Source organism: Nostoc sp. (genome assembly GCF_036917395.1).
GTDB lineage: Bacteria > Cyanobacteriota > Cyanobacteriia > Cyanobacteriales > Nostocaceae > Nostoc.
The window spans coordinates 178,089-194,164 of record NZ_JBALDI010000042.1 but is presented as its reverse complement, the minus strand read 5'-3'; the positions used below and the strand labels follow the sequence as shown (position 1 = coordinate 194,164).

Below are 16,076 nucleotides of genomic sequence, written 5' to 3'. Positions count from 1 at the left end.
ACGCTGCGCTAACACCAGTCGCCTACGGCGGGAAACCCGCCTACAGCGCTGGATTCACCGCAACGCACTGGCTCCCCAATGCCCAATACCTAATACCCAATGCCTAATACCCAATACCCAATACCCAATACCCAAAAGTTGCAAGATTTAATGCAACAGGTGGGTATTTCTAGTTTTAAAGCGCTGAGTCGGGCTGCTGGTGTCTCAGAGCGTCAACTTTTGCGGTTACGCCAAGGAAAGCTAGAGCAGATGCGGGTAGAAGTGCTGCTCAAGCTGTCGCCAGTGCTACAGATGCCATTGAGTGAATTAGTCACAACTTTTTCAACTGTAGAGTTATTACAAGAGAAAACAGCGCCTACTCAGGAATTGTTACAACAGATTGCAGATTTAAGAACAGAGTACGATCGCTCACAGCAACAAATAGAACAACAGCAAGAGATATTACTACAAGAACTCCAGCAGTCGAGTTTGCAACTGCTGGAGTCTTTATTATTGCAATGGCCAACGGCAGCACAGAAAGCGCAAGAAAATCCCCAGCTAGCAGCAGTCAAAATAGTACCGTTGGTGCAGAAACCCCTGGAAAGGCTTTTACAGGCATGGGGAGTGGAAGCGATCGCACCCGTGGGAGCAGAATTACCTTATGACCCCCAACTGCACCAATTGATGGAGGGCATTGCACAACCTGGTGAAAAAGTCAAGGTGCGCTACACTGGCTACCTTCAAGGTGAAAAGCTACTTTACAGAGCTAAAGTCAGTGCTGTTTGAGGGAGTTAGGAATTAGTCAGTAAGGGGTTAAAAATTCATAACTCTTTACTTTTTGTGTTATCTGTTGATAAATAAGAGATATTGGGAATACTAAAATAGCCGAGGCGATGACCTCTGAGAACTTCTGTTAGAGCGTTGGTGTGCGTTTGAGCTTGCTTGGCGCTGTTGAAAGCGAAATTTTTGGCTCTAGAGCGGTAGTCCAGAGGTAAATTATTTCAATTATGTAAGTAATTGGACATAAATAAATGTAGATCCTGGTTACTATCATAAATACTCAGTAGTCAAGAAATGGTTATATGTACTAATGATTCTGATGTGAAACCCCGATAGTTGAGTAATTTTCATAGTATTTTTGCTTATAGTGCTAAATTAGGGGCTAGAGACTGGGAAAATTTGGTGGGTGATGCAGATCCGCCGTCAAATTGGAGAATAATCTATACCTACCACCCAGTATCCAGGCAGAGGAATGCCGCTGCTAGACTCGGTTTAGCTGCACTATCACTGCAACCCCTTGAATCTTGAATTGTTTAATTACGGCTATCATCATGAGGTTTATTCGAGAATCTCAGTTTTACAAAAATATTTGGTAAATAATCTGAAAAGCAGTAACTTCAGGTTGTAGATCAGTACATACATACATTAATCAGATGCAAGCAAGTTGGCGTTAAAAATCAACATCTGTGACAAAACATCTAAAGCAAAAAGCTTATAAATCGGTCATTCCAACATTTTTACAAAACTAAACATATATAATTTTCATCGTGCCGACTCACTTACCTGCTTTATTTCTAATTGGTCTGTTACTAGTAGGAAAGCTATACTTATTTAATAATATGTTTTTTGGAATTCCAAAAAACATATTATTAAAATATTTATAATTAATCTTTATCTATGATGATTAATTATTAATGATTACTCAAGATGTAATCTTAGCTTTTATTTTACAAGCATTTTCAAATGTTATATAATGGCGAAATAAGAGCATCATTTACACAAATCAGCGTGACATAATTATGAGAGAAGAAGTAAAAGTTATTAAGCTCACTGGTAATTTAAACGCCACAACTTCACAAGACTTTCGACAAAATATCAATAATATTCTAGAAACTGGTGCGAAAATTGTGTTAGTTGATTTTAAAGATGTAACATTTATGGATAGTTCAGGTTTGGGAGCTTTAGTCTTAGCTTTCAAAACCCTGCGAGCAGCAGATACTAAGCTTGCTCTTTGCTCAATTAATGAGCAAGTCAGGATATTATTTGAACTGACTAATATGGATAAAGTATTTGAAATATTCCCCAGTCAAGACGCATTTAATCAGGTTTTAGTCTCCAATACGTAATTAATCAAACTTCATTTGCAAAATAGATAAATCATCATCAAAAGCATCTTTGGAGTTCAGAGCAATTAAATAACTCAGTATGCGCTCGAGTTGGCAGTCAACAGGATCTTGCAGACTAACCAGTAGTTGAATAAAAGCATCCAAACTCCAAAGTATGCCATCTGATTTATTTATTTCATAAGCGCCATCACTAAAAATATAAAGGATACTGAATTTTTCAATATTGCAAAACGCATCAACATATTTTGCCTCTGGAAACATGCCAACTGGCATACCAGGGGTTTTCAAAAGTTTAACTTCAGACTTTCTGGGAGATGTGCCGGTTACTAAAACTGCTGGTGGATGACCTGCACTAGCATAAATTAACTGGCGGTTGATTCGGTTGTAAACTCCATACCAAATCGTAAAGTATTTGTCATTTTGATAATTCATCTGAAAAGTATCATTCAAAGCCTTTAATACATCACTAGGTTGATGGTAATTCAGACTTTTGAGCGCACGGGAGCGCAGCAGATTTAGGACTGAAACAGAGGGAAGAGTAGCTTTGAGTCCATGTCCGGCAGTATCGAGTAAGTAAATTGCCAAATAATCAGCATCGAGCCAATAGTAATCGAAGCAGTCACCGCCGAGTTGCCGCGAGGGAATGAATCGGAAATTTATATTGAAGGGTTCGGTCATGGAAAGAGGCAGTAGCGATCGCACATATTCTGCGGCTTCTGACATTTCTGATTCTAAAAGTAACTTTTGAGCCTGCAAATCTCTACTCAACTGATGTAGGCGTAATCCCGCTCTTACCCGTGCTTGTAATTCATTGTGCTCAATAGGTTTGGAGATAAAATCATCAGCACCAGCATCTAGACCTTTGACGCAATCGGCAACGGAATCTAAGGATGTTAATAAAATAAAGAATGTCGTATAAAATTTCGGGTCTGCCTTAATGCGCTGGCAAACTTCGAGTCCAGTCAACCCTGGCATGATCCAATCACAAATAATTAGTGCTGGACGGTAAGACAGTGCCTTTTCTATTCCTTCTTCACCGCTACTGGCAGTAACTACTTCATAACCCTGTTTTTGCAACATCCTTTTCAGGAGTATTTTTATTGAATAGTCGTCATCAATTATTAGTATTTGAAACATAGAAAGTTGTAGGAAACACTTATTAAAAACTTGCTGTTCAAATAGGAAATAAAAATACGGTATCGGCTAATAAGCTAGTAGTATCTATATAAAGATACTACTAACTCATTTATATTTTTCCATCGAATTTATGACTTTTTAACGTCATAAAACATTATGGGGGGGCAAGAGGATTCACCCACAATAGGATGGTACTTTTTAGCTGGTTTAAATCGCGGTATGCTTCTTGCTTGAACCATTGCCCTAAGGCATCAAAGGGGGTGAAAGATGTTCCAGTTTGCCATTTAATGTCTTGACCTAGAGGTGTTGTATGATTTCCTGGTAAGGTTTGTGCTGTCACCATCTCATCAAAACGTTCTTGTAGGATTTTGGTTAAAGCTGCTGATTGATCAATGGTGTCATTGCTAAATTTTATTAGTAAATTGCGCCGGATATTGTAACGCTCTTGGACAAGCTTATTGGTTTCCAACGGTGAGGGGGTAAACTCGATCGCGAAAGTAGAATTGAATTGTTCTACTAAGGGAATAGCTTCTTTAGCAGCGTAGTTATTGAAGGATATTAAAATATTGCCTGCACGTTCTACTTGAAAGAGGCTACCAATCAGTAAGTGAAGTTTGCAGCCCATACTGTGTCCAACGCCGTAAATGGGGAAGTAAAGCTTGCGTAATGCCCCAGAATCATGTAAGCGTTCGAGGGTGCGGTCAAAGTTTAACAGCACGGATTTTGCGATCGCAGTATGATCCAATGTGTTGACAAAAGGCGTAGCAATTACAACATAACCTTTACTTGCAAGTTGTTCGAGTAACCAGCGATAAGTGATGTGCGGTGCAGTGGCGACAAATGCACCTCCTAAAAAATGGATGATCCCTATGGGATTTCGGGGAATGATTACCCAGTTACCTCTGACTTCTTTCCAGTCCATGCCAATGAGCGATCGCTTGCTTGATATTCTTTATGTTAGACCGGGGATCGCAACCGTGGGAAGGATTATCTAAAAAGCCATTGAGGATATCTGGCAAATAGATTGGAAACCAACCCACCCAGCAGCATCTACGCGCTCTCAAACTCACTTCTGTTACGCAGGTTCGCCCTGAGTATTGGTTTTAACGCTGAGTTTGTAATCTTTTCATTTCGTGTTGCACATCTAATGCAATCTGTAATGCTTCATTGAGTAACCTTCCATGCTCAGTAGCCTGTTCATTTACTTGCATGGCTGTTAAAGTTGCTAAATTGTTCACGAATAGCTCTGTATTACTAAGGATAAAGCTCTTATTTTCTCTCAAAATCCTTTCTGTTTTCAAAGCGCGAACTAAATCGGCTTTGGTGAGCTTAAGCGCTGCCAGAACATTCTCTCTTTCTTTTATAAGTACTTCTGGATTACCAGCTTCTTCTATTTGGTCATTGATATCTATTGCTTTAATAACAGTATTATATCTTTGAACATCATTTAACAGGATTTGCAGAGAATTTGTCATGTTAAGTTTGACAACTTTGCTTTTTCTTCTCCATATTAAATATAAGATACTTTGTGTAAGACCGCCAACCCAAAGACCTAAGATAGTTAATACTATCCAGGATGGAATTGTTATCCATGATAAGAAAATTTTGATAATTATATCAAATAAAAGATAGCCAAACACAAATGTAGCAAACCCAATAAAAATTACAGTTGCTCCTTCCGAACTTTTAATTTTTTGAATGTATATTTTTGCTAATTTTTGGAGAGAATTTGTAATGATTAAAAGGTGAGCATTGACAGGTAAATTAGTCAGCTTTTGCAGTTCATCCTGACTAATTTCCAAGCCCTGTAAATCATCCCGCACAGCTTTTTAATCCTTGCCAGAATAGTTATTTGATCTAATATAGCAATCAAATTTCTGGAATGCTGGCATTTTGTCTAAACTTTTTTAAGCAAGTTAATATTTCTAGGCAATGTCAAAATTTTTTGTACAATATGATACTCTTTTGCTAAGACAACTATTTGTACTACAGCAATCCTATTTGAGTTGTGAAAACTATTGTAGACACGCAGCGTCTCCAAGAGTTGCCGCTAACTCTTGGAGAGACTACGTGAACGCGTTATGTTCAAATAAATTCATAGATACCTAAAAAGAGACGCGGGGAGCAGTTTTCATTTCAGGAATGGCTTCTAGCAGTAATTCGGCAGCAGTAAAGTTAAAAGTATTGGTTACCAAATTGGTAGGGAAAGATTCACTCTTGGTGTTGTAAAGTGTCACCGCATCATTAAAAGCCTGACGTGCAAAAGCAATCCGGTTTTCGATGGAAGATAATTCCTCCATTACTTGGCTCATGGCGCGATCGGCTTTGAATTCTGGATAAGATTCCAAAAGTACCATCAAGCGATTTAACACACCCGTCAGCGCCCCTTCAGCATTACCCAACTGCTGCATCGCTCGGGGATCACCGGGATTTTGCATGGCACGACTGCTAGCATTAATTGCAGAATTCCGGGCGGTAATAACTGTTTCTAAGGTTTCTTGCTCATGTTTCATGTACTCTTTGGCAGTTTCCACTAAGTTGGGAATTAAGTCATAGCGGCGCTGTAATTGAATATCGATTTGAGAGTAAGCATTTTTGTAACGGTTGCGATAGTTGACTAAATCGTTGTAGCCATCAATGATAATTACAGCAATCATGGTAACTAAAACAACAGACAATATTAAAAGCCCCATATTTTTAGATTATTCGCATCAGGTACTTACTTTTTTGCAGATTTACCAATCACAGTAATTTTTATATCCAGCAAAATTTATGTGGATATAAAGATGAGTCTACTTTTAGTAAGTTACCTTCGTCGTCTGTAAAATTAGTTACGCAAATTTACTGAGACTGCACGAGATACCCGACAACTTTTACAAAGTTGGGGATCTAAACCTTGCGATTTTCACGGCTCAGATAAAATTGCTATATATTATTAGATAAGTTACCTATAAATCTGGGTGAATAGGGAATAACCGCTGACAGCAAAAATGAAAAGGATGGCAGCCGGAAAAATTACTACATCCCTGACAATAAATAAAATCCAATCTTTTCTTAGTTCTTGTTTAAATTTTAATTCTCGCAGTCTTCGCTCCGGTTCTGAGTCTTCTTGTGACTGCAAGTTTACAGTTGAGATAATTAGTGGGTTGTCGCCTTTGTTGGCAATTATTTTTGATAAATCTATTATATCTATCATGTTATTTAGATACCAATAATTTCAGTTTCAATATTTTGGTTATCATCTACAATCCAAATATGCTTGCCTTTTTGCTTGGCTTCAACGGCTATTTCTAGGAGAGCGATCGCTTTTAGCAGCACCTCAGCATTATCTCCATTAATCTGTTGTGCCAGATTGTTTAGTGTCTCATAAACTTCTGGCGATAAATCTAAATTTATTTTAATTCGTTGATTTTTTCCTTGTGCAATCATTTCTATTTTATTTAATATTTTTAAGGTAAAATCCAGTTTTCCAACTGTAAATTAGAAATGCGGCTGTAGTGACGAGTATTGTTTGTGACTAAAGTGTAATTTTCTGCAACTGCAACACTAGCAATTAGTAAATCAAATTCAGCAATTGTTTGTCCTATTCTACGGAGTTCTGCCTTTAATTCACCAAACGTTCTGAGAGCAGGATCAGTTAAAGGTACAACGGGTAAGTTTTGAATAAATCTTTCTGCATTAGCTAAGTTTTCTGAAACTCGATTAGAATTGTATGCACCATAATACAATTCAGCAGCAGTGATAACGCAAATGCATACTTCATCCCATCCGACTGCTAAGAGTTTTTCTCTGACTGGCTGGCGACCGTTAAGCCAATAAATACACGTATCAGTGTCGAGTAAATAGTTCACAAGCTATAATTGCGTAGACGCAAAGCGGCTTGTCGTTAGACATCGCTTACAGTCCGACTTGAATATATATCATCAATAATCTCTTCTGTGGTGCGTGTATCTTCCCAGGTTCCAAATGTTTCTAAAAAAGCCTGTGGTGAATGCGGTTTTGGCTGCTCCTCAGATGAGAAAATGATTTCATTCACTATCAATTGATTTGCTTCTGGAACTCCTAATTTTTTGGTTTCTTCTTTAGCTATAACCATGATTTGCATCAAGGTTATAGCCTGACGCAGAACATCACTTTTACTTGTGCCTATTTTCTCTGCTAGTTCGTCTAGTATCTGATTTAATTCAGGTGACAAATCTAAATTTAAGCGAACCATCTTTTGAGTGTTAGTCATGGTTCCATCCTTGTGTAAAATCTTAAGTACATTATAGTTGACTGAGGCTGTGAGATTGACAGCTTTCTTATCGAAGATATTTGATAAACATCCCATTTATAGTACAACTTTCCCGATAAACTTTGCGGTTATTTAGGAATATAAGGTTTGCCATGTTTAGCTTGAACGTGAAGATATCCCGTAATTGCATCTTTAATATTTTTAACTGCCTCATCTAATGTTTTGCCTTGACTCACACAGCCGAGAAGTTCAGGAACCTCAGCAACGTAGCCTTTATATTCTGAATCAAAGGTAAAAATTACTTGAAACTTCATAATAAATTAATCTTGTATAGTTGAGGTATAGAATAAATATAACGCTCAAATCCTAAGTTTATTACTTCATATCATTGATAGAAGAGAAATTGCGCGATCGCGGCTGATGAATTTATAATTTATCAAGGCATATAACAAAATAATATTTTAAATTTTAAAATATATTACTTAATACCAGAGGCTAGAGAAAATGAGTATTGAGCAAATTATTCTATACAAGGTAAAAAAATTCCCTCTTGATAAGTAAAAAGAGGCATTATATTTTGTAGAATTTTTACTTGCGAAAAGGCAAAAGCAAGAGTTATCTGCTCAACAAATAAAGTTACGGGTTTCAGCTTTGATTGCTCAAGAATACATATTATAATTACTTCAAAATAGGAGATTTTCAAAAGGATAACTTTGCTTCCAACGATAGGTATTAAAGTCACGCTGATCTACTGAAAAAATGCGTCCATGCCCTAAATATTCTGCTAAAATTACTAGGGAGGCATCAGCCAAATCCATTGGAAGATTAGCATATTTTTTTATTAATTCAATAATTCGAGGAGTATGGTGAGGTTCTAAATTGAAAATCGTAAATAATTCTTGTTGCAGACTATTTAGAAAAATAATTTCAGCGTCAACTCCCTTGCGAGTTAGCAAAAGATAGCAAGTTTCTGTGACAACACACCATGTTGTAATTAAAGGTTCATTATATTGTTTTAAAGTTTGTTTTGCTCTTTCGTGGTGAGTGTCTTTTTTATCAATAAGAGCTAACCAAAATCCTGTATCAACGATGATCATATTTTTTATCTAATGTATTAGATAAAACTTCTTTATATCTGGTTGATAAATTTTCGTCAACAGAACAACAACCAATTAATCCAATTTCATCAAACTTTTCATAAAGATTTTTTTCCTGACTATGATTTTCTGATTCTAATTGTGGATAACGCTTTTTGAGTAACTGAATAAAATCAAGTAGTAAAATTTGAGCTTCTTCTGGTAAAGTATCAATATCTCTATATATTTCTTCAAATTTTATAAGCATAATTAACTTCTAAATTGAGGAAAATTTTCGGTATGGCCCTATTATAGACTAATTTTAAACCTGAATGAGGTAACGTGATCGCGCGTGATAAATTAATCTGAACAGTGCGATGTCACAACGGGCTATTCGGCGTCGCACTTGCTAAATTTATCCTTTTGAATACCAAACAATTGAAGTCGCGGCTATAGGAAGAAAACTTACGAAGGCAGGTTTAAAACTAGAAAATTATTGATTACTATTGTAATCTACTTACCTTTGATATATCCCGCCAAAAATCTAAGGCTGTTTGGGTTCTATCATCTACATGCCTACGCAATGCTCCTGCTATTGCTGTACTATACGGCGAAGAAAGACTCTCTGCTATTTGGCGGGGCTTTCCATCCAAGATTTCTTTACGAGTAAATTGTGGAATTTGCCCAAGAAGTAAACTTAATAGTAATAACCCTGTGTGGTATATATCTATCTGTTTTCCAATTAGTCCATATTTTGCTGGAGCCAGATATTCTGGCGGTAACATCCATTGTGCAAGTATTGTATTAAATACGTCAATATCTTTCTCTAATCTAGTTATTCCTAAATCACCAATTTTGAACATACAAATTGGATTGTTACTTGGATTCATCTTATCCTGTAACAATGACAAAAAAACATTTCCATGATGGATATCTTTGTGAACATAGCCTGCTTTATGTATAAAGTCAATTCCTTGTAATACTTCTCGTGCAACATGTGGTAGCCAAAGTTCTCTTTGTGAAATTGGTAACTTAAGCAAGTCATTGAGTGTAAAATGACAGCGTTCTATAATAAGATAAAAAGTATTACGATGTTCAAAAGCAGCATATACAAAGGTAATCTTTTGATGGCGAAGTAACAAGAGGTTTTTTAGTTCTTTTAGCCACTGTTCTCGAACTTCTTCGTATGTTTGATTTCGAGGGACAAGCACTTTAGCTACAAGTTCATTGCCCCACTCATCTTCACATTTATATACTTTTCCATAGTATCCTTGACCAATAACTTCACCAATCAAGTATCGCATTCCATTATCATAAATAGAATGACCTTCTTCTGGTGGCTGAAAATTTGGTGGATTAATCACTTGTGTATTTAGCCTAATTATCAAAACTCCATAATAGCAAACCCCCATCCAGGAAAACACTGAGGTGGGGGTATGACATTACATTATATTTATCTAGCTTAATACACTAACCCGATCGCAACTTTCGTCAAGCCTCCACAGTCAATCCATTAAACGCCATGTTTTCCATAAAGGTATCGCGCTTTGCCCTGGCTTGTAAATCAACTTTTGAACTCGTAAACTAGCTTTTGTGACTTGAAAAGCAGCTTTTGTAACTTGAAAAGTAGCTTTTGTAATTTGAAAAGCAGCTTTTGTGACTTGAAAAGCAGCTTTTGTGACTTGAAAAGTAGCTTTTGCGACTTGAAAAGTAGCTTTTGCGACTTGAAAACCTGTTAATGTTAAGGAATTTCAGCAAATGTAACCACATTTATTTTATAAACTAATCTCAATGCCTTAGAAGTTCTCATAAAAAAACGCAAATATACGCATTAAACGCAATTTTTCAGCATTCCCATACGTATATTTGCGAGAAAATAAAAGAAAATCGCAGTTTTAATGCACTAATGCGATCGCACGCTTGGTTAACGCCTCAGCAGTCAATCCATTAAACGCCATCAACTCTCCAGCACTGGCTGTAGTTTCCCCACGCTTCCAAGCGAAAGTGTCGCGCTTCACCGTACTCCGTAACAAAATTGGTTCTAGCATCGCCGCAGCGCCACCAGTGATAGCAATTAGCGCATCACCATCAAATAATTCGGCAAATTTGGCATCATCTAAGAAACCGCCTTCAGGTTCAGAACATGTTTCCCAAGCGGTATCATGGCTACGGTACAATTGCCGAGGATTGATGATAGAAACTATCTTTGCACCAATACCTTCAGTTTCCAAGAAAGCAGCAGCTTCAAACACTGGCATTAATGTCATATCGCCAATCACAGCAAATACAACTTGCTTATCACCAGCGACTTCATGTAACAGCACCGCACCATCGCGCAACCCTTGACGAGTTTGTTCAAAAGTGGTGCGAATTTGCAACGGCGATTTACTTGCAGTAATTACAATTCCCTTATTTTTACTTTTCAATGCCCAGTCATAACAGACTTGAATACTATTAGCATCGGGGGGAAATAATGGGAAAACATTGCCATTTCGCATCAGCGAAGCAAAGTAAGCTTCAATTTCTGGACGTTGGTGAGTCCAACCGTTACGCCCTTGCTCTAATGCGCCTGCTGTGAATAAAGTAATAGTCGAGGGAGTTTGACGGCGCAATTCTGCCATTGATTGGGTTACAGTTTGCCAAATTGGTACTCCGTTGATGGCAAAAGATTCGTAAGAACACCACAAAGTTCTCGCACCCATTAACGCCAAACCCGCAGCTAAACCGGCACAAGCATCTTCACTCAATGGTTCATAAACTTGTCCATTTGGTGCTTGGTAATATAAATCGTCGGTTGTGGGGTGGATAATCTTTAATGCTTGGTTGATGTTGGCAATTCCAGATGCTTCGTTACCGTCGGCGTTGGTGACGAGGAAATTCTGATCTTTATTTCCAACTATTCCTACCAATCGTCCCATCGCTGTTGTGGAAACTTTGGGTTCAGCACCAACTGCATATTCTTCTAAAGGTAATTCGCCTAATTCTGGTAATGGAAATTCAAATTCTGTCACCACAGTTTTCGCTGCTGGGCCACCGCCTGCGCGTTCTGCATTTGTCCGCACTAATTGCCAAGCTTCCGCAGACAAAGCACGGGTTTGCAATGCATTGATAATATGGGGAGCATTTAGCGTATCTTTGGGATAGAGGTTGTGAGATTTTGCCCCCCGCGCGTGGACTCCTGCACCTTTGAGTTGTTTAATAATGAAGACGGTAAGTTTACCACCCAATGCCGATCGCGCTGCTTTATCCACACCCGAAAGTACTGCTTGAGTGAATTCTAGGCGCTTTTCAAAGGAAAAAGCAGTACTATCAACGTAATCCCCTGGTTGGTTTTGATCGTCAAAGTCTTTGGCATTAACTAATATGACTTCATCAAAACCGTTACCTTGCCAGTATGCCTGCATCTGTTCATTGGTTTTGAGGGAAACCATACTGTGATGTTCTTGGCTGTAACCGTTCCACACCAACACCGGTAAGAAGTTGGTAACAGCAGGATAAGCAGTATGGAAGTGGGCGATCGCACTTACAATATAAGGTTCACCCAATCCACCATCACCAACTGTGAAGGGGAATAACTTATCTTTGTGCAACAGTGCAGCCGCCATTGCAAAGTGTTGTCCTTGCCCCAAAGGCCCCGCAGGTGCAAGAATACCGGGAATGAAACCAGAAAGGTGTCCTAAGAGTCCGTGCTTTTCTCGGAAGCGATCGCGCAATTGTTGGACTGTAAAAATTCCCATGTCTTCTAGGGAACGATCCAAGAACATGGCACAATAAAATCCAGGCGCGTGGTGTCCGACTTCAGTAAGAATGTTCTTGTATCCCAGCATGACAAGAGATGCGTAAGCTTCTGCTTGGCTGGCGAATCCGCCGGGATGTCCAGAGGCTTTACTAGCGGTAACTTGTAAAGTCAGGTAGCGGAGGGCATCGGCAGCCAGTAAAGTTTGATATACAGCTGCTTTGTCTGTGGGATCTGCGATCGCTACTTTGCCCGACTCTATAGCAGGTGTTGCACCATGAGTTTCAAAATCTGGTAACGCTTCACCAAAATATTGAATACCTTCAAAAAAATCGGGAAGCGCTGAAGATGCCTTTGGGGTGATTGCGGTCATGCTGAGTACCTTATGACGAGGAAATGAAACTGTAGATGCTCGTTGAATTTAACAAAAATTTTACATCTTTGAGGTTGTAACAGTTTATTGGTTTTTTGCAACGTTAGAATAAGTAATTTAAATGGTCACGCAACCAAAATTTCAGTTAGTTTAAGTAGCAGAAAAATATTAAGTAGCAAAAATTATGAAATTACCAAATGGGCCGCAAATCCCACCCGTTGTACAGATGGTGCGCTGGATTAGGAATCCGATGTCATTTATGAACGCTTGTGCCAAAAATTATGGCGATATTTTTACTATCAGGTTAAGGAAAAATTTTCCTCCTATGGTGATGGTCAGCAGCCCCCAAGCGTTACAGCAAATTTTGACAAATGATACCAAGGCATTGGAAGCGCCTGGTGATCTGAATGATCTGTTTGAATCTTTGGTGGGGAAGCATTCTGTAATTACTCTCAGCGGCGCAGAACACCAGCGCCAACGCCAGTTGTTAATGCCTCCCTTTCACGGCGAAAGAATGCGAAACTATAGCCAGGTAATTACCGATGTCACGCAGAAAGTTATCAGCCAATACCAGATAGGCAAACCCTTCAATATTCGGTCTGCTACTCAAGCCATTACCCTGCGGGTGATTATGCAAGCTGTATTTGGTCTACATGAAGGGCCTCGCCTTGAAAAACTACAGAATTTTTTGGGTGATATTTTAGAAAAGGGCAGTTCTCGGTTAAATGTGGCTTTGCTTTATTTTCCAGCTTTGCAAAGAGATTTTGGCCCAATTAACTTCTGGGGAAAACAGATGCGCCGTCAGCAGGAAGCTGACCAACTCATCTACGAGGAAATTCGGGAACGTCGAGAACAACCAGATTCATCACGCACAGATATTCTCAGCTTACTCATGGCTGCTAGGGATGAAGCAGGTCAACCCATGACTGATCAAGAGTTGCGCGATGAATTGATGACTCTGTTATTCGCTGGTCACGAAACCACAGCGACAGCCTTAGCATGGGCATTGTACTGGATTTACAAACTACCATCAGTGCGCCAAAAGTTACTGCAAGAATTAGATAGCTTGGGCGATGACTCAGACCCCAGCATCATTTTCAAGTTCCCCTATCTCAACGCTGTTTGCTCCGAGACATTACGCATTTACCCAGTAGGTATGCTAACCTTTCCTAGAGTAGTAAGAACACCCTTATCGTTGAGTGGTTACGAACTAGAACCGGGTACAGTCCTACTTGGTTCCATTTATTTGACCCACCAGAGGGAAGATATTTACCCAGAACCTAAGCAGTTTAAGCCAGAACGCTTTTTAGAACGGCAATTTTCTGCCTATGAGTATTTGCCCTTTGGCGGTGGTGCAAGACGTTGTATTGGTCTAGCATTTGCCCAGTTGGAAATGAAGTTAGCACTTGCCAAAATCCTTTCCAGCCTTGAATTAGAATTAGTTGACAATGGGGAAGTGCGACCTAAGCGCCGTGGTTTGGTGACAGGGCCAGATCGTCCTATCCAGATGGTTGTCACTGGTCAACGTCAGGTGAAGTTTCCTATCCTACAGACAACCACTGTTTAATACTCCGGCGGTTGATGGTTGCATTCAGCAAATTTTAAACTCCCATCTATATATTTAGATAGATTTTCAATACTTCTATATAATCCCCCATAGTCCTTTTTTAAGGAGGTCTATGGGGGTATTTTAATTTAATATATTGCAACGTTTGTAAGAAAATAAATTATAAAACTGGGATTGTACACCAAAAGGCGTAATTAAGTGGGTATATACCCAAAATATTTTTAGTAAGTTTTTCCATAAATGCTTCTAAAGATTCAGAAAAAATATTATTATTATCCTTGTAAAAATTAATGGTAATGATTTGCCAATAGGGTTTACTTAGTGGTAGTTGACTGCGGAACATCCCCCCAAACTCTTAAAAAGACTTGCTAGAATTCCCTGCTTTTTAAGGTTAGAGAGGATGAAGTCTTAACCCAAGCCCATTGAATTATTTGCAGCTTCCTAAATCCTAAAAGGATCGAATAAACAATGAAAGTACTTGAGAATATACACACACCAGCTTTGCTACAAACTTTGCAATTAATTGCTCAACCTACAAAAAGTTTAGAAAATTATGCTACTAAGTATGGTGATATTTTCACTGTGCGAGTAATGGGTTTAAAGTCACCACCAATAGTCTTTTTTAGCCATCCCCAAGCAATTAGTGATTGTTTTGCCATACCTGCACACAAGTTAGATTTTAAGAAAGCAACCCATGTATTTAAACCCTTGTTTGGAGAGAATTCTCTGGTATTTCAAGAAGGGCGATCGCATCAACAACAACGGCAGTTATTACTACCAGCATTTCATGGCGATAATTTAAAGTCTTATGGACAAGCAATTTGTCAAATAACTGAAGAAGTTACACAAAATTGGACAACAGGTAAAAATATTTATATACACAACTTAATGTCAGATATCACTTTAGAAATTATCTTACAGGTGGTATTTGGTATTAGTCATGGTGCGCGTTACCAACAATTAAAAGAAAAATTGAGTTCTTTGTTAGAAGACGTGACTAAACCTTGGTATTCCAGCTTATTCTTCTTTCCTTTGCTGCAACAAGATTTAGGTGCGTGGAGTCCTTGGAGAATTTTCCTAAAAAGACGAGAGGAAATTGACAAACTCATTTATGCAGAAATTTCTGAAAGACGTTTGCAAAATGATGCTGCGCGTACAGATATTCTCAACCTGCTGATGTCAGCGCGTGACGTAAATGGAGAACAGATGACAGATGAGGAATTACGCGATCAACTAGTTTCATTATTGCTGTTGGGTTACGAAACTACATCTGGCGTATTAGCCTGGGTATTTCATTTAATTCACTCTCACCCAAAGGTTGAACATCAGTTGATGCAAGAACTCAACACTTTGGATGATCTCACAAATCCGGAAGCAATTACACAATTACCTTATCTCACCGCAGTCTGTCAAGAAACACTGCGAATTCATCCAATTGCTTTAATTTGCACACCGCGAATGGTAAAAGATAGAGTGGAAATTATGGGGCATAATTTTACATCAGAAACAGTTTTAGTTCCTTGTATTTATTTAGCCCATCGCCGAACCGAGACTTACCCAGAACCAGAACAGTTTCAACCAGAAAGATTTCTCAACCAAAAATTTTCACCATACGAATATTTACCCTTCGGTGGTGGTTATCGCGGTTGCATTGGTGGCGCATTTTCCATGTATGAATTAAAATTAGTAACGGCGATAATATTATCGAATTTTGAACTAACCCTTACTGATAAACGTCCAGTGCATCCAGTCCGTCGTGGCATTACCATTGTCCCTAGCGGCGGTGTAAAAATGGTTGTTACCAAAAAGGCAAAACTTAAAAAACAAACAAGACTTTTTACTTGATTA

At 38.6% G+C, this 16,076-nt stretch carries 18 protein-coding genes; 4 read left to right on the top strand and 14 right to left on the bottom strand.

Features of this window, described 5'->3' with window-relative positions; translation table 11 throughout:
* Window positions 1–99 precede the first annotated feature (99 nt).
* On the top strand, window positions 100–765 hold the full coding sequence (gene grpE / locus V7K46_RS15375; protein WP_335114490.1) for a nucleotide exchange factor GrpE: 666 nt from the start codon (window positions 100–102) through the stop codon (window positions 763–765).
* Between the two features lie 1,013 nt (window positions 766–1,778).
* On the top strand, window positions 1,779–2,105 hold the full coding sequence (locus V7K46_RS15370; RefSeq protein ID WP_335114489.1) for an STAS domain-containing protein: 327 nt from the start codon (window positions 1,779–1,781) through the stop codon (window positions 2,103–2,105).
* Here the strand turns inward: V7K46_RS15370 and V7K46_RS15365 are convergent, their stop codons facing one another.
* The 14 genes from V7K46_RS15365 to V7K46_RS15300 all read right to left on the bottom strand — a co-directional run bounded on the left by V7K46_RS15365 (window position 2,106) and on the right by V7K46_RS15300 (window position 12,661).
* On the bottom strand, window positions 2,106–3,242 hold the full coding sequence (locus V7K46_RS15365) for a PP2C family protein-serine/threonine phosphatase (RefSeq protein ID WP_335114487.1): 1,137 nt from the start codon (window positions 3,240–3,242) through the stop codon (window positions 2,106–2,108). It lies immediately after the preceding gene.
* Between the two features lie 154 nt (window positions 3,243–3,396).
* Window positions 3,397–4,164: a DUF1350 family protein gene (locus V7K46_RS15360; RefSeq protein WP_335114485.1), complete on the bottom strand. Its 768-nt coding sequence runs from the start codon at window positions 4,162–4,164 to the stop codon at window positions 3,397–3,399.
* Window positions 4,139–4,282, bottom strand: a complete 144-nt coding sequence (locus V7K46_RS15355; protein ID WP_335114483.1) for a hypothetical protein — start codon at window positions 4,280–4,282, stop codon at window positions 4,139–4,141. The genes V7K46_RS15360 and V7K46_RS15355 overlap by 26 nt, the downstream gene beginning before the upstream one ends.
* Before the next feature lie 63 nt (window positions 4,283–4,345).
* Window positions 4,346–5,065 carry a hypothetical protein gene (locus tag V7K46_RS15350; RefSeq protein WP_335114481.1) on the bottom strand — a complete coding sequence of 240 codons (720 nt, stop codon included), beginning with the start codon at window positions 5,063–5,065 and terminating at the stop codon, window positions 4,346–4,348.
* Window positions 5,066–5,347: 282 nt separating this feature from the next.
* Window positions 5,348–5,920: a LemA family protein gene (locus tag V7K46_RS15345; RefSeq protein ID WP_335114479.1), complete on the bottom strand. Its 573-nt coding sequence runs from the start codon at window positions 5,918–5,920 to the stop codon at window positions 5,348–5,350.
* Window positions 5,921–6,186: 266 nt separating this feature from the next.
* Entirely contained in the window at window positions 6,187–6,438 is a 252-nt protein-coding gene (locus tag V7K46_RS15340) for a hypothetical protein (RefSeq protein ID WP_335114477.1), read from the bottom strand.
* 5 nt (window positions 6,439–6,443) lie between these two features.
* A complete protein-coding gene (locus tag V7K46_RS15335; protein ID WP_335114475.1) occupies window positions 6,444–6,671 on the bottom strand; it encodes a DNA-binding protein in 228 nt (75 codons plus the stop codon).
* 20 nt (window positions 6,672–6,691) lie between these two features.
* A complete protein-coding gene (locus V7K46_RS15330; RefSeq protein WP_335114473.1) occupies window positions 6,692–7,093 on the bottom strand; it encodes a type II toxin-antitoxin system VapC family toxin in 402 nt (133 codons plus the stop codon).
* A gap of 35 nt (window positions 7,094–7,128) precedes the next feature.
* Window positions 7,129–7,476, bottom strand: coding sequence for a CopG family transcriptional regulator (locus V7K46_RS15325; RefSeq protein WP_335114471.1), 348 nt, complete (start codon window positions 7,474–7,476; stop codon window positions 7,129–7,131).
* Between the two features lie 128 nt (window positions 7,477–7,604).
* Entirely contained in the window at window positions 7,605–7,790 is a 186-nt protein-coding gene (locus tag V7K46_RS15320; protein WP_335114469.1) for a type II toxin-antitoxin system HicB family antitoxin, read from the bottom strand.
* Window positions 7,791–8,159: 369 nt separating this feature from the next.
* Complete coding sequence (locus V7K46_RS15315) at window positions 8,160–8,573, bottom strand: type II toxin-antitoxin system VapC family toxin (protein WP_335114467.1); 414 nt, start codon at window positions 8,571–8,573, stop codon at window positions 8,160–8,162.
* Complete coding sequence (locus V7K46_RS15310; protein ID WP_335114465.1) at window positions 8,560–8,820, bottom strand: DUF2281 domain-containing protein; 261 nt, start codon at window positions 8,818–8,820, stop codon at window positions 8,560–8,562. Before V7K46_RS15310 ends, V7K46_RS15315 begins: the two co-directional genes overlap by 14 nt.
* A gap of 235 nt (window positions 8,821–9,055) precedes the next feature.
* Window positions 9,056–9,916: a protein kinase domain-containing protein gene (locus V7K46_RS15305; RefSeq protein WP_335114463.1), complete on the bottom strand. Its 861-nt coding sequence runs from the start codon at window positions 9,914–9,916 to the stop codon at window positions 9,056–9,058.
* 531 nt (window positions 9,917–10,447) lie between these two features.
* Window positions 10,448–12,661 carry a phosphoketolase gene (locus V7K46_RS15300; RefSeq protein ID WP_335114461.1) on the bottom strand — a complete coding sequence of 738 codons (2,214 nt, stop codon included), beginning with the start codon at window positions 12,659–12,661 and terminating at the stop codon, window positions 10,448–10,450.
* Window positions 12,662–12,845: 184 nt separating this feature from the next.
* On the opposite strand from V7K46_RS15300, the gene V7K46_RS15295 reads away from it, so the two are divergent.
* Together V7K46_RS15295 and V7K46_RS15290 are read left to right on the top strand one after the other, a co-directional pair.
* Window positions 12,846–14,228: a cytochrome P450 gene (locus V7K46_RS15295; protein ID WP_335114459.1), complete on the top strand. Its 1,383-nt coding sequence runs from the start codon at window positions 12,846–12,848 to the stop codon at window positions 14,226–14,228.
* Window positions 14,229–14,696: 468 nt separating this feature from the next.
* Window positions 14,697–16,073, top strand: coding sequence for a cytochrome P450 (locus V7K46_RS15290; RefSeq protein ID WP_335114457.1), 1,377 nt, complete (start codon window positions 14,697–14,699; stop codon window positions 16,071–16,073).
* Window positions 16,074–16,076: the final 3 nt, after the last annotated feature.